Below are 13,721 nucleotides of genomic sequence, written 5' to 3' on the forward strand. Positions count from 1 at the left end.
TTAACCGCGCTTGCGTATCGCGTTGGACAAGCTGGGCTGCGCCTGCAGAACAAGCGCAGCCCTCGACAATCAACGACGAGATGAATGCATTGAAAGCAGGGCGCGACGCAGAATGGCGACACCCACGCCGAGTATGAATCCGAAGATCAGGCCAAATCCGACGATCAGGGCTTTCTTCGGTTTTATAGGCGCTTGAGGTGCCGTCGCATCTTTATCAACCTGTACCAGGTTGAATTGATCGAAGTTAACATTCAGTTGTTTCAAGTGAGTCAACTCTCCGCGAATGTCTGCGAAGTCCTTAAGAAACAGCTCAGGATTATCCCGCTCTTTGAGAAGTGCCGCTTCGCGGTTTGTAGCCAGCAGGCTGAGTTCTTTTTGAATCTCATCAATACGCGGCTCGGTGAAATCATCGGAATTACGGGTTACCAGGGTGGCGCGTTCTGCTTCGAGTGCAGCCTGTCCCAGGAAGTACAGCGGTATTTTCTGATTGTTGACTTCAGTGCGGATCATGTTGCCCTGATGTGCCTGCTCTCCATCTCCCAGCGCCGAGGGCGTGGTGGGTTTTACGATGCCGAGTTTCTTGGCGATGACGATGGCCTCATCAAGCTCTTTGATGCGGTTTTGTCTGCGGCTTTGCAGTTGTTGACGCAGTGCTTTGAGTTCGTCTTGAAGTGTTTGTTTTTTTAACTTGTCTTTTTCCAACAAGTGGGCGATTTTTGAATCTCTTTCCGCCTCATAGACGGATTTTTTTGACTCCAGCTTCTTTTCCACGTTGTCGATACGGTTGGCAACGAGTGTTTTCAAGTTTGCGGCAGTTTTTTCTTTCTCGGTTTTAACGACGTACTCGGTAAAGGCTTTCAAGATGCCTACGCCATCTACACCCTGAGGATACCTGAGACTAAGGCCAACGGCTTCGGTAAGGCTGGAACTCTTTTTAGGGTCGATTTTTTCAAGCAAAAATGCTTTTTCGTTGAATTTTTCAAATGTTTCTTCAATGGATTGCCCAGGTGCCTGCAAGGGTGCAAGGAACTGCGGGTTGGCCTGGAAGAACTTCAGGCGGACATCATACGACTGCATTGATGAGCCAACGTTATTCAGCGCATCATTTGGCCGGATTTTGTAAAGTCCGGATTCGTTCAATTCGTCCAGGTCAGCCAGTGGAACGGGGCGAACAGTAGTTTCCGCCTCATATTCCGGAGTCGCCAATTGTGCATAAGCAATAGCAACGGTAACAGTCAGTGCAGTAAACAGTAAAACAATCGCCCGTTGGCTCCAGAGGCTACCAATAAGCTCCTTTACTTCAGCAACTTCGTGTCGGGGGGTATCAATTGTATTTACTGGAATGTTCATCACGCGCTCTGAAAGTTTGGACAGACGCTCCAAAAGTGTTTCTGGAAAATTATCGTCATCCAGGTTGAAAAATTTACATCCGGTTAAATTTTTTTGGATTTTCCTGCATTTGTTACCAAACAGCAAGGGTGAGAAACAGTCGCAAATACGTGTGCAGGGCTGATCTGGTATCGCTTCGGTGGCTTCAAGGGCTGGTTCTACGCATGCGCCCCCGGTCCCCAAGGTACCCTTAAAGCGCTTTGTTCATCCCCCACCATTTATCGGTCAGCCCGCAATACCATTCATTCCATCGCACAGGGCTGGCGCGGTTTCATGTTCATTCAGGGTCTACTCTCATTCTGGCAGGGTCACCGACGAGAGCCGAGCGTTTCTCGAGAAATAAAATTACGACTATCATATTGCGTTTGAATTATGACTATAATGAATACAGCTTGCGCCAGTGTGCGTTAGTGTCAGGCGTCCCTCAGCATCCTTCAGGAGCACTGTCATGAGTTCAGTTCAGTCCCAAGGTACGGCCCTTGTCACCGGTGCTTCCTCAGGTATCGGCGCGGTTTACGCCGAGCGGTTGGCGGCCCGCGGTTTTGATTTGTTGCTGGTGGCTCGCGACGAGCAGCGACTGGAGGCGGCGGCGAGCAAACTGCGCTCGGAGCATGGGAACAAGGTTGAAGTGCTGAAGGCGGACCTGACTCAAAAAGCAGACGTGCTGCAGCTCGAACAGCGGTTACGCAGCGATTCGAGTATCAGTCTGTTGCTCAATAACGCCGGCGTGGCGGCGGACGGGCTTTTGGCCAATGCCGATATCGATCAACTGGAGCGAATGATCCAGTTGAACATCACCGCTGTCACGCGATTGGCCGCGGCGGCTGCAGCCGGTTTTACCAAGGCCGGGCGCGGCACAATCATCAATATTGCGTCGGTGGTGGCCTTGTTTCCCGAGCGTTTCAACGCGACCTACAGCGCCAGCAAGGCCTATGTATTGAGCCTGACTCAATCGTTGAACGCCGAACTGGACGGCACCGGGGTGAAGATCCAGGCGGTTCTGCCCGGTGTGACCCGAACCGAGATCTGGGAGCGCTCCGGCATCGATGCGTCACAAATTCCTGCGGACATGGTGATGGAGGCGGGTGAGATGGTCGATGCTGCATTGTCGGGTCTGGATCAGGGTGAATTGATCACTATTCCTTCATTGCCCGATGCGGCGGATTGGAATGCGTTCGTGGCGGCGCGTCTTGTGATGGCGCCTAACCTGTCCAAAAACAAGGCTGCTGCCCGTTATCGGTAAGTGGCATCAACCAGATCGAGGTGTGAGCGGTATGAGTGATCGTCGTGTGGTTGTAACAGGCATGGGCCTGGTGTCGCCGCTGGGGAGCGGTGTCGAAGTGGTCTGGGAGCGGCTGTTGGCCGGGCGTTCCGGGCTGCGTAATCTGCCGGATGAGGTGGTTGCCGATCTGCCGGCCAAGGTCGGCGGTGCGGTGCCGACGCTGGCTGATGATCCGCAGGCGGGTTTCGATCCGGACCGGGCGACCCCACCCAAGGAACAGAAGAAGATGGACCGCTTCATTCTGTTCGCCATGGAAGCCGCGCGTCAGGCGCTGGAGCAAGCCGGCTGGCAAGCGCTGGATGCCAATGCCCAGGAGCGCACGGCCACCATCATCGGTTCTGGCGTGGGTGGTTTCGGCGCGATTGCCGACGCCGTGCGGACTACCGATAGCCGTGGGCCGAGGCGTTTGTCTCCATTCACTATTCCTTCATTTCTGGTCAACCTTGCGGCCGGTCATGTGTCGATCCAGCATGGCTTCAAAGGGCCATTGGGTGCGCCGGTCACGGCATGCGCAGCCGGGGTTCAGGCGATTGGCGACGCGGCGCGAATGATTCGCACGGGCGAGGCGGATATCGCGGTGTGCGGCGGTGCGGAAGCGGCGATTGATCGGGTCAGCCTTGCCGGGTTCGCCGCTGCTCGCGCCTTGTCCAGTGCCTACAACGACACGCCTGAGCGCGCTTCACGACCTTTCGACAGTGGTCGCGATGGCTTTGTCATGGGAGAAGGGGCGGGGCTGCTGGTCATCGAGTCTCTGGACCATGCGCTGGCCCGGGGCGCCAAGCCCCTGGCGGAGCTGGTCGGCTACGGCACCAGTGCCGATGCCTATCACCTGACCGCCGGTCCCGAGGACGGCAGCGGTGCGCGGCGAGCGATGTCGTTGGCATTGGCACAGGCCGGTGTTTCACCGGCTCAGGTCCAGCATCTGAATGCTCATGCAACTTCGACTCCGGTAGGAGATCTGGGTGAGCTGGCGGCGATCAAGGCATTGTTCGGGGCGCAAAATGGCATTGCCGTGACATCCACCAAGTCGGCGACCGGGCATTTGCTCGGTGCAGCGGGTGGACTCGAAGCGATTTTTACATTGCTGGCGATCCGCGACCAGGTCGTGCCTGCGACCCTCAATTTCGAAAAACCGGACCCTGCCACTGAAGGCGTGGACATTGTTCATGGCAGCGCACGGCCGATGGCCATCGAATATGCGTTGTCCAACGGCTTCGGATTTGGCGGGGTCAATGCCAGCGTGTTGTTCAAGCGTTGGCAGGTTAATCCTGCGGGTGTTTGAGGTGTTCGCGTGCGACGTCGAGAATCCGTTGGGCAAACCCGGCGTCGGCCACGCTGCGCGATAACAGCAAGGCGCCGACCAGCGTAGACATGATGACGATGCTACGGTCGGCGGTGTGCTCTCCGTCAAGCGTGTGCCGGATCTGATCGAGTCGCGCCTGGAGTACGGCGTCGCTGGTCGGACTCGGTTGACCACGCAGCCCCAGTTCCGAAGAAATGGTCAACAGCGGGCAGCCTTCGTGGGGTGAGGTTTGATGCCATTCGGAAAGGTAAGTGTCGATGAAGGCTTCGAGTGGATGCTCCTCGGCGAAGATTTGCGCGCACAATTCGTCGACTTGTGCGCCAGCCTCTTGCAAGGCTTTTTCTACCAGTTCGTCTTTGGACTTGAAGTGCGAGTAAAAGCCACCGTGAGTCAGGCCCAGTGCTTTCATCAGGGGTTGCAGCCCGGTCGCGCCAATACCGTCGCGTCGAAATCGCGCTGAAGCTTCCTTGATTATGCGTTGGTGGGTCTGGGCTTTATGGTCCTGCGAGTAACGCATCTGATATCTCCGCATCAATGCGGCACATATTAACCAATGAAAATTGCATGGTGACTGTACTTCTACTTCTAAAAAGCATGCAGATGCTTCGATATGGGTACAAAGCGGCATGATTTCAGAGGAAGCCACGTAAAAACAAACCCCGCCGTTGAAGGCGGGGTTTTCATTCAGCGGTCCTGCGCTTCCTTGGCGTCCATTTCCGCATTGCGTTCGGCGACGCGCTTACGTTGCTCTTCGGTCAGTTCGACCTTGTTGGCGGTGTCGCGCAGCATCATCAGACCACCAACGATCGAGCCGATGGCAACGACCAGAATCAACCAGGCATACCAGGGCATAGGACTCTCCTTGAAAGCAGGCGGGTCGACGAGGGTTCGCCAACCAATCGCGTATAGCACTTTGAGTGACGGGGTTTCATCGCAGTTCCATCGCTATCACCCTCATTCTATGCCTGTTGTCCAAGGTTCACCCGAACGCATTCAAAGTCCGGTCAGCATCGCGTCCGCCGGTGCGTCGGCGCGCAATTGCGCGGTGAGCGTGAAGTACACGAAACCTGCGGCCATGAAGCCCAGGAAGATCAGGCCGATCAAGGTGTTGAACCAGGCCATCGCCACCAGGCACACCACCGCCAGCATCAGCGCAATGAACGGCACCAGCGGGTAGCACGGGGCGCGGAAGGTGCGCTCCAGGTTCGGCTCGGTCTTGCGCAGCTTGAACAGGCTGAGCATGCTCATGATGTACATGACGATGGCGCCGAACACCGCCATGGTGATCATCGCCGCCGTCAGCGTCATGCCGCCGAGATTGATCAAACCGTCGCTGTAGATCGCCGCGATGCCGATCACGCCGCCGGCGATGATCGCCCGGTGCGGCGTCTGGAAGCGCGACAATCTGGCCAGGGACGCCGGCAGGTAGCCGGCGCGGGCGAGGGCGAAGAACTGGCGCGAATAGCCAAGGATGATCCCGTGGAAACTCGCCACCAGGCCGAACAGGCCGATCCACACCAGCATGTGCAGCCAGCCCGAGCTTTCGCCGACCACAGTTTTCATCGCCTGGGGCAGCGGGTCGTTGATGTTCGACAGGGTGCGCCAGTCGCCGACGCCACCGGCGAAGAACATCACGCCCATCGCCAGCAGCACCAGGGTCAAAATACCGCTGATGTAGGCCTTGGGAATGGTGCGTTTCGGGTCCTTGGCTTCTTCGGCGGCCATGGCGGCGCCTTCGATGGCCAGGAAGAACCAGATGGCAAAGGGGATCGCCGCGAACATTCCGGCAATCGCCGGAGCGCCGAACACGTCGCTGCCGGCCCAGCCATTGAGGGCGAAGTTGCTGAAGCTGAACGCCGGCGCGACCACGCCCATGAACACCAGCAATTCAGCGACCGCCAACACGCAGACCACCAGCTCGAAGGTCGCCGCCAGTTTCACGCCAAGGATGTTGAGACCCATGAACAGGATGTAGGCACCGACTGCCGCGTGTTTCGGGTCCAGGGCTGGAAACTGGACATTGAGATAGGCGCCGATGGCCAGGGCAATCGCCGGTGGGGCGAAGACGAATTCGATCAATGTCGCCAGGCCGGCGATCAATCCGCCTTTTTCCCCAAACGCGCGACGACTGTAGGCAAACGGACCTCCAGCGTGAGGAATGGCGGTGGTCAGCTCGGTGAAACTGAAGATGAAGCACGTGTACATGGTGGCGACCATGAAAGAGGTCACCAGAAAGCCCAAGGTCCCGGCCACGCCCCAGCCATAACTCCAGCCGAAATACTCCCCGGAAATCACCAGCCCGACGGCAATACCCCACAGATGCAACGTGCCCAGCGTGGGTTTGAGTTGTGTGTTCATGCGCTTGCTCCCTGAGTGGTTTGGAACGCTCGGGGGAGGTCAGTGCAGTGGGCGTGCCATTTCGCGAGGGTGCGTCGTAATGGGCTGAAAGGCGTCGTATCGGAGATGTTCGCCACTGATTGTGCGAACTTTGTGCGTCAGTCGGGGGCGTCGTTGCTGCAAATGCCGCTTTCGCGAGCAAGCCCGCCTGTCTGCTACACGACGCCGCTGCGAAGCGGGTACGTCGCATTTCACAGCAGGTGCGGGCTGCCGTTGATGTTCAGGTCTGTTCGGTAAGGCACTCGCGCAACGCCGTCTGCCAGTCAGGTTGGCTGACGCCCCAATCGCGTTGCAGGCGACTGCAATCCAGGCGCGAGTTGAGCGGCCGGGCGGCAGGCGTCGGGTAGTCGCTGGACGGGATCGGTAACAGGGCGGCGCACGGTTTGCCCTGTTGTCGCAATGCTTCGCCGATTGCCTGGGCGAAGCCGAACCAGGAGGTCTCACCTTGAGCGCTCAGGTGGTAAGTACCCCAGTTGGCCACTTCGTTCGCCTGCCAGTGTTCAATAAGGGCAAGGGTGCTGTTGGCGATCGTACCGGTCCAGGTGGGGGCTCCGATTTGATCGGCGACTACACGCAACTCCGGTTTCTCTTGCAGCAGGCGCTGCATCGTCAGCAGAAAGTTGCGGCCGTGGGTTGAATAGACCCAACTGGTACGCAGGATCAGGTGTCTGCCTTGCACGTCCCTGATGGCCTGTTCACCGGCCAGCTTGCTCTTGCCGTATACCCCGAGCGGATTGGGCGCGTCGTCCTCGTTGTAGGGTCCGGCTTTCAACCCGTCGAACACATAGTCCGTGGAGTAATGTATCAACGGGATGTCCAGGGCCAGTGCCTCTTCGGCGAGGATGCCGGGAGCGATCGCGTTGATGGCAAAGGCTGCTTGCGGCTCGCTTTCTGCCAGGTCGACCGCTGTATGGGCCGCCGCGTTGATGATCAGATCCGGCCTGAGGTTTTGCACCTGGCGGCGAATCTGATCGGGGTGCGCGAGATCGAGCTGATCGCGACCCAATACGATCAGTTCGCCGACACCCCCCAGCCGCCGTTGCAGCTCATGCGAAACCTGACCATTGCGGCCATTGATGAGTACTTTCATGGCAGCAGCCCAGTCTCTTCACGAGGCAAATCGGGCTGACACAGGTTCATGGCTCTTCCCCTGCCAGTTTGGCCAGGTACTGGCCATAACCCGTCTTGCCAAAGTACCGGGCGCGCTCCAGCAGCTGTTCGCGGTCGATCCAGCCATTTTCATAGGCTATTTCTTCGAGACAGGCGACTTTGAGGCCTTGGCGGTGTTCGATGGTCTGCACGTATTGAGAGGCTTCGAGCAAGCTGTCGTGGGTACCGGTGTCGAGCCAGGCGAAACCCCGACCAAAACGCTCGACCTGCAGGTCGCCGCGTTGCAGATAGGCGTTGTTGACGTCGGTGATTTCCAGCTCGCCGCGAGGCGAAGGTTTCACCGCCTTGGCGATCTCGATCACGTCGTTGTCGTAGAAATACAGGCCGGTAACGGCATAGCTGGATTTCGGTTTTTTCGGTTTTTCCTCGATCGAAAGCGCACGGCCATCACTGTCGAAGTCGATGACACCGAAACGCTCGGGGTCCTTGACCCAGTAACCGAACACGGTGGCGCCGGAGCAGCGTTTTGCCGCGTTCTGCAACTGTTCGCCAAAGTGCTGACCGTGGAAGATGTTGTCGCCCAGGATCAGGCACACAGGGTCATCGCCGATGAACTCCTCGCCAATCAGGAACGCCTGGGCCAGACCGTCCGGTGAGGGCTGCTCGGCAAAGCTGAAGTTCACCCCGAACTGGCTGCCGTCACCCAGCAGATTGCGATACTGCGGCAGATCCTGCGGGGTGGAGATCAGCAGGATGTCCTTGATGCCGGCCAGCATCAGCACCGAGATCGGATAGTAGATCATGGGCTTGTCGTAGACCGGCAACAGTTGCTTTGACACGCCGAGCGTAATCGGGTGCAGGCGTGTGCCCGAGCCACCCGCCAAAACGATGCCTTTCATCATGCGAGCAGCTCCTTGGGATTGATGGCGCCAAGGCGTTCACCTTGATAGCTGCCGTCCTGGACACGGCGGCACCACTCCAGGTTGTCCAGGTACCATTGAACGGTTTTGCGCAGGCCGGTTTCGAAGGTCTCTTCGGGCACCCAGCCCAGTTCGCGTTCAATCTTGCCGGCATCGATTGCGTAGCGTAAGTCATGACCCGGACGATCCTGGACGAACGTGATCAGGTCGGCGTACTGCGCAACGCCCTCAGGCTTGTGCGGTGCCAGTTCTTCGAGCAGGGCGCAGATGCCGCGCACCACGTCGATGTTCTTTTGTTCGTTGTGCCCGCCGATGTTGTAGGTCTCGCCGACGGTGCCGGTGGTCACCACCTTGAGCAGTGCCCGGGCGTGATCTTCGACGAACAGCCAGTCGCGCACTTGCAGGCCATTGCCATACACCGGCAGCGGCTTGCCGGCCAGGGCATTGAGGATGACCAGCGGAATCAATTTCTCGGGGAAGTGGAAAGGCCCGTAATTGTTCGAGCAATTGGTCAGTAGTACCGGCAAGCCATAGGTTCGCTGCCAGGCGCGGACCAGATGGTCGGACGCGGCCTTGCTGGCGGAGTAGGGCGAGCTGGGTGCGTAAGGCGTCGTTTCCGTAAACAGGTCATCGACACCGTGCAGGTCGCCGTAAACCTCGTCAGTGGAAATGTGATGAAAGCGGAACGCGCTTTTCTCGGGCGCCGGAAGGGCTTGCCAATACGCGCGGGCGGCTTCGAGCAGGCTGTAGGTGCCGACGATGTTGGTCTGGATGAATTCCGATGGCCCGTCGATGGAACGATCGACGTGGGACTCCGCTGCCAGGTGCATGATCGCGTGAGGCTGGAAGCGGGCCAGCACAGCACTGACGGTGGCCTGGTCGACAATATCGGCCTGAACGAACTCGTAGCGCGTGTCGTTGGCGATGCTGGTCAGCGATTCGAGATTACCGGCATACGTCAGTTTGTCCAGGTTGAGCACTTCATGCCCGGTGTGTTGAATCAGCTCGCGAACAAGGGCCGAGCCGATGAAGCCGGCTCCGCCGGTAATGAGGATGCGCACGTTGGGCCAGCCTTTTTCAGTAATGCGAATGGCGGTAGCTTGCAGGCGCGAGCGGGGAGGTGCAAGAGTTCTTGATCCATTTGGTTGCGTCGCGCCAATCAGGCTCGATTATCCATGAGTTGCCGCCGTCACTCACTACTCTTGCGCACGATTTGGAGTTCCGGGTACGACCCTCACGGTTTTTTGCGTATCGCAAGGCCTTCGCTCTCCCCGTAACCCCAGCGTAAACCCACTCTTTACGCTTTCTTTATGCCCGGCCCGCCCCCTCGGTCTCGTTCCTTTACAGCCTCCTTTCCGACAATGACTCCACACGCGGCAATACGCCGTAACACGGAGAACTTCCATGAGCGTTCTGGACGGGGTGTCACTGCTGTTGGCAGTGGGGCTGTTCATTTATCTGTTGGTTGCGCTGTTGCGCGCGGACCGGAACTAGGAGCGGCTATGCACAGTTATGACTATGGGCTGATCCTCGGGTTTTTCGCCCTGGTATTGGTCCCGGCGCCGTTTCTCGGGCGCTTCTACTACAAGGTAATGGAGGGGCAGCGCACGTGGCTGTCGCCGGTCCTGGGCCCGGTCGAACGCGGTTGCTATCGCCTGGCCGGCGTCGATCCGCACGCCGAACAGAGCTGGCAGAAGTACACCCTGGCCTTGCTCGCCTTCAACCTTGCGGGTTTCCTGCTGCTGTTCGCGATCCTGTTGTTCCAGGACCATCTGCCGCTGAATCCGCAAAACCTGCCGGGCCAGGAGTGGACGCTGGCGTTCAACACCGCCATCAGTTTCATGACCAACACCAACTGGCAGGCTTACAGCGGCGAGGCGTCCCTGAGCTACCTGAGCCAGATGGCCGGCCTCACCGTGCAGAACTTCGTCAGCGCCGCCACTGGCCTGGCCGTACTGGTTGCGCTGTGCCGCGGCATCGGTCGCAAATCCACGGCATCGCTTGGCAACTTCTGGGTCGACATGACCCGCGCCACCCTCTACGGCCTGCTGCCGCTGTGCCTGTTGCTGGCGCTGTATCTGGTCTGGCAGGGCGTGCCGCAAACCTTCGCGCAGTACGTGAATGCCGTGACGGTGCAAGGCGTCGATCAGGTCATTCCACTGGGCCCGGCTGCCAGCCAGATTGCGATCAAGCAATTGGGTACCAACGGTGGCGGCTTCTTCGGCGTCAACTCGGCGCATCCGTTCGAGAACCCCACGGCCTGGAGCAACCTGTTCGAAGTGGCCTCGATCATCCTGATCCCGGTGGCACTGGTGTTCACCTTCGGCCACTACGTAAAGGACCTGCGTCAGAGTCGCGCGATTATCGCCTGCATGCTGGCGCTGTTCCTGATCGGCGGCGCGACCTCACTATGGGCTGAATACCAGCCGAACCCGACCCTGAACAACGTAGCCGTCGAGCAGACTGCACCGCTGGAAGGCAAGGAGGCGCGTTTCGGCACTACCGCTACGGTGCTCTGGTCGGTGACCACCACGGCCGCGTCCAATGGCTCGGTCAACGGCATGCACGACAGCCTCAACCCGCTGAGCGGCATGGTCGCGCTGGTCAACATGATGGTCGGCGAGGTGATCTTCGGCGGCGTCGGTGCCGGGCTCTACGGCATGTTGCTCAACGTGTTGATCGCGGTGTTCCTCGCCGGCCTGATGATCGGTCGTACGCCGGAGTACCTCGGCAAGAAACTGCAAGCCAGGGAAGTGCAATTGCTGGTGGTGACCCTGATGGTCATGCCGATTGGCGTACTGGTGCTCGGCGCGATTGCCGCCAGCCTGCCAGGCCCGGTGGCCTCGGTGAGCAACCCCGGCGCCCACGGTTTCAGTCAGTTGCTCTACGCCTACACCTCGGCCAGTGCCAACAACGGTTCGGCGTTCGGTGGCTTCGGTGCCAACACGCCGTTCCACAACCTGATGCTGGGCCTGGGCATGTTGATTGGTCGCTTCGGTTACATCCTCCCGGTTCTGGCCCTGGCCGGCAGCCTGGCGATGAAGAAAACCGCACCGATCGGCCAGAACAGCTTCCCGACCCACGGCCCGCTGTTCGTGACCTTGCTGACCGTGACCATTTTGCTGGTGGGTGGCCTGACCTTCCTGCCGACCCTGGCGCTGGGCCCGATTGCTGAACATCTGAGCATGGCCTTCTGAGGAAGTTGAAGATGAATATGCCCGTATCCAAAACCGTCGCCGTCAAGGCGCCGGAACGACCGAAAACCGCGATCTCGGCCCTCTGGCGCCCGGCGCTGGTGCAAGCCTTCGTCAAGCTCGACCCACGGCAATTGCAACGTGCGCCGGTGATGCTGGTGGTCGAACTGACCGCGATCCTGACCACCGTGCTGTGCTTCATTCCCGATACGGCCGTACCGACCTTCGTCGCCGTGCAAATTGCCGTGTGGCTGTGGTTCACCGTGCTGTTCGCCAACTTCGCCGAAGCTTTGGCCGAAGGTCGTGGCAAGGCCCGCGCCGACAGCCTCAAGGCCGGTAGCGAAGGCCTCAGCGCCCGGCGCAAAACCAGCAATGGCTCGTTCCAGATGGTGCCGGCCACCAGTCTGCGCAAGGGTGATGTGGTGCGTGTCGAAGCCGGGGAGATGATCCCCGGTGACGGCGAAGTGCTCGAAGGCATCGCAGCGGTCAACGAAGCGGCGATTACCGGTGAGTCGGCCCCGGTGATTCGTGAGTCCGGCGGCGATCGCTCGGCCGTCACCGGCAATACACGGCTGGTGTCCGACTGGCTGCTGGTGAAGATCACCGCCAACCCTGGCGAGTCGACCCTGGACCGCATGATCGCCCTGGTCGAAGGCGCCAAACGCCAGAAAACCCCGAACGAAGTGGCGCTCGACATCCTGCTGATCGGCCTGACCCTGATCTTCCTGCTGGTGGTCGTCACCCTGCAACCGTTCGCCCACTTCGCCAATGGCAGCCTGCCGCTGGTGTTCCTGGTGGCGCTGTTGGTCACGTTGATTCCGACCACCATCGGCGGTTTGCTGTCGGCCATCGGTATCGCTGGCATGGATCGTCTGGTGCGGCTGAACGTGATCGCCAAGTCCGGTCGTGCGGTGGAAGCGGCGGGGGACGTGCACGTCCTGCTGCTGGACAAGACCGGCACCATCACCTTCGGTAACCGTCGTTGCTCGGCGGTGTATGCCGCACCAGGGGTGACAGGCAAGGAATTGGCCGAAGGCGCGTTGCTGGCGTCGCTGGCCGACGACACCGCTGAAGGCAAGTCGATCGTCGAGTACCTGCGTGGCACTCATCCGCAACCGGAACCGTCCGCCGACGTGCTGACAGCCGTGCCGTTCAGTGCCGAAACCCGCTTGTCCGGTGTCGACTATCAAGGACGTGTGTACCGCAAGGGTGCGGTGGATTCATTGCTGGCCTTCGTCGGCCTGAAACGTGCTGACCTGGCACCGGCCTTGTCCCGCGAAATCGACAAGATCGCGCAAAGCGGCGGCACCCCCTTGCTGGTTTGCGCCGACGGCAAGTTGCTTGGCGCGATCCACCTCAAGGACGTGGTCAAGCCTGGCATCCGCGAACGTTTCGCCGAGTTGCGCAAGCTGGGCATTCGCACCGTCATGGTGACTGGCGACAACCCGTTGACCGCCGCCGCCATCGCTGCCGAAGCGGGCGTGGATGACGTGCTGGCCGAAGCCACGCCGGAGAAAAAACTGGCGCGCATTCGTCACGAGCAAAACGACGGGCGTCTGGTCGCCATGTGCGGCGACGGCGCCAACGATGCCCCGGCACTGGCCCAGGCGGACGTCGGCATGGCGATGAACGACGGCACGCAAGCGGCACGTGAAGCGGCCAACATGGTCGACCTCGACAGCGACCCGACCAAGTTGCTGGACGTGGTGCAGATCGGCAAGGAGTTACTGGTTACCCGCGGTGCGCTGACGACCTTTTCCATCGCCAACGACGTGGCCAAGTACTTCGCGATCCTGCCGGCGCTGTTCGCTGCGATCTACCCGCAACTGGGTGTGCTCAACGTGATGCACTTGAGCAGTCCGCAGAGTGCGATTCTGTCGGCGATCGTGTTCAACGCGTTGATCATTGTGGTGCTGATTCCCCTGGCATTGCGCGGTGTGCGCGTGCAGGCGGCGAGTGCGGCGGCGCTGTTGCGACGCAATCTGCTGATCTATGGCCTGGGCGGGATCCTGGTGCCGTTCGTGGGCATCAAGGCGATCGACATGCTGTTGACGGCGTTGCATCTGGTTTGACCCATGGCGAGCGCTTCGCGCTCGATCGCCAGCAAGCCGGCTCCTACAGGTCTC

The 13,721-nt window shown here is 59.6% G+C and carries 12 protein-coding genes; 5 read left to right on the top strand and 7 right to left on the bottom strand.

What is annotated here, in order from left to right; translation table 11 throughout:
- Positions 1-69: 69 nt before the first annotated feature.
- Positions 70-1,476 (bottom strand): Wzz/FepE/Etk N-terminal domain-containing protein, encoded by a 1,407-nt coding sequence (locus AB7M25_RS08455; RefSeq protein WP_429388150.1) that lies wholly within the window; start codon positions 1,474-1,476, stop codon positions 70-72.
- A 361-nt stretch (positions 1,477-1,837) separates the two neighbouring features.
- Here AB7M25_RS08455 and AB7M25_RS08460 point away from each other — a divergent pair, with 361 nt between their 5' ends.
- Together AB7M25_RS08460 and fabF are read left to right on the top strand one after the other, a co-directional pair.
- Positions 1,838-2,632 (top strand): SDR family NAD(P)-dependent oxidoreductase, encoded by a 795-nt coding sequence (locus AB7M25_RS08460; RefSeq protein ID WP_429516686.1) that lies wholly within the window; start codon positions 1,838-1,840, stop codon positions 2,630-2,632.
- 31 nt (positions 2,633-2,663) lie between these two features.
- Positions 2,664-3,953: a beta-ketoacyl-ACP synthase II gene (fabF, locus tag AB7M25_RS08465; RefSeq protein ID WP_429388148.1), complete on the top strand. Its 1,290-nt coding sequence runs from the start codon at positions 2,664-2,666 to the stop codon at positions 3,951-3,953.
- Here fabF and AB7M25_RS08470 read toward each other — a convergent pair.
- From AB7M25_RS08470 to rfbB, 6 genes are all read right to left on the bottom strand, one after another.
- Positions 3,934-4,491, bottom strand: a complete 558-nt coding sequence (locus AB7M25_RS08470) for a TetR/AcrR family transcriptional regulator (RefSeq protein WP_429388146.1) — start codon at positions 4,489-4,491, stop codon at positions 3,934-3,936. The two genes, fabF and AB7M25_RS08470, sit on opposite strands and share 20 nt — an antisense overlap.
- 167 nt (positions 4,492-4,658) lie before the next feature.
- Positions 4,659-4,826: a DUF2897 family protein gene (locus AB7M25_RS08475; RefSeq protein ID WP_079246726.1), complete on the bottom strand. Its 168-nt coding sequence runs from the start codon at positions 4,824-4,826 to the stop codon at positions 4,659-4,661.
- A gap of 141 nt (positions 4,827-4,967) precedes the next feature.
- Positions 4,968-6,332, bottom strand: a complete 1,365-nt coding sequence (eat, locus tag AB7M25_RS08480) for an ethanolamine permease (protein ID WP_454237160.1) — start codon at positions 6,330-6,332, stop codon at positions 4,968-4,970.
- 259 nt (positions 6,333-6,591) lie between these two features.
- Positions 6,592-7,461, bottom strand: coding sequence for a dTDP-4-dehydrorhamnose reductase (gene rfbD, locus AB7M25_RS08485; protein WP_454237161.1), 870 nt, complete (start codon positions 7,459-7,461; stop codon positions 6,592-6,594).
- A 46-nt stretch (positions 7,462-7,507) separates the two neighbouring features.
- On the bottom strand, positions 7,508-8,383 hold the full coding sequence (gene rfbA / locus AB7M25_RS08490; protein WP_104448944.1) for a glucose-1-phosphate thymidylyltransferase RfbA: 876 nt from the start codon (positions 8,381-8,383) through the stop codon (positions 7,508-7,510).
- Complete coding sequence (gene rfbB, locus AB7M25_RS08495) at positions 8,380-9,462, bottom strand: dTDP-glucose 4,6-dehydratase (RefSeq protein ID WP_217837535.1); 1,083 nt, start codon at positions 9,460-9,462, stop codon at positions 8,380-8,382. Before rfbB ends, rfbA begins: the two co-directional genes overlap by 4 nt.
- A gap of 343 nt (positions 9,463-9,805) precedes the next feature.
- Between rfbB and kdpF the strand changes: the two genes are divergently transcribed.
- The 3 genes from kdpF to kdpB are packed head-to-tail and all read left to right on the top strand — an operon-like array spanning position 9,806 to position 13,667.
- Positions 9,806-9,895, top strand: coding sequence for a K(+)-transporting ATPase subunit F (gene kdpF / locus AB7M25_RS08500; RefSeq protein ID WP_007899818.1), 90 nt, complete (start codon positions 9,806-9,808; stop codon positions 9,893-9,895).
- Between the two features lie 8 nt (positions 9,896-9,903).
- On the top strand, positions 9,904-11,598 hold the full coding sequence (gene kdpA / locus AB7M25_RS08505; RefSeq protein ID WP_429388138.1) for a potassium-transporting ATPase subunit KdpA: 1,695 nt from the start codon (positions 9,904-9,906) through the stop codon (positions 11,596-11,598).
- Positions 11,599-11,609: 11 nt separating this feature from the next.
- On the top strand, positions 11,610-13,667 hold the full coding sequence (gene kdpB, locus AB7M25_RS08510) for a potassium-transporting ATPase subunit KdpB (protein ID WP_454237162.1): 2,058 nt from the start codon (positions 11,610-11,612) through the stop codon (positions 13,665-13,667).
- Positions 13,668-13,721: the final 54 nt, after the last annotated feature.

It is taken from the genome of Pseudomonas sp. AP3_22 TE3818, from assembly GCF_053628995.1.

Bases quoted from the DNA above. Each gene is read 5' to 3' on its own strand.
- kdpB (WP_454237162.1), top strand. From the start codon at position 11,610: ATGAATATGCCCGTATCCAAAACCGTCGCCGTCAAGGCGCCGGAACGA.
- AB7M25_RS08460 (WP_429516686.1), top strand. From the start codon at position 1,838: ATGAGTTCAGTTCAGTCCCAAGGTACGGCCCTTGTCACCGGTGCTTCC.
- kdpF (WP_007899818.1), top strand. From the start codon at position 9,806: ATGAGCGTTCTGGACGGGGTGTCACTGCTGTTGGCAGTGGGGCTGTTC.
- AB7M25_RS08470 (WP_429388146.1), bottom strand. From the start codon at position 4,491: ATGCGTTACTCGCAGGACCATAAAGCCCAGACCCACCAACGCATAATC.
- fabF (WP_429388148.1), top strand. From the start codon at position 2,664: ATGAGTGATCGTCGTGTGGTTGTAACAGGCATGGGCCTGGTGTCGCCG.
- eat (WP_454237160.1), bottom strand. From the start codon at position 6,332: ATGAACACACAACTCAAACCCACGCTGGGCACGTTGCATCTGTGGGGT.
- kdpA (WP_429388138.1), top strand. From the start codon at position 9,904: ATGCACAGTTATGACTATGGGCTGATCCTCGGGTTTTTCGCCCTGGTA.
- rfbD (WP_454237161.1), bottom strand. From the start codon at position 7,461: ATGAAAGTACTCATCAATGGCCGCAATGGTCAGGTTTCGCATGAGCTG.
- AB7M25_RS08475 (WP_079246726.1), bottom strand. From the start codon at position 4,826: ATGCCCTGGTATGCCTGGTTGATTCTGGTCGTTGCCATCGGCTCGATC.
- rfbA (WP_104448944.1), bottom strand. From the start codon at position 8,383: ATGATGAAAGGCATCGTTTTGGCGGGTGGCTCGGGCACACGCCTGCAC.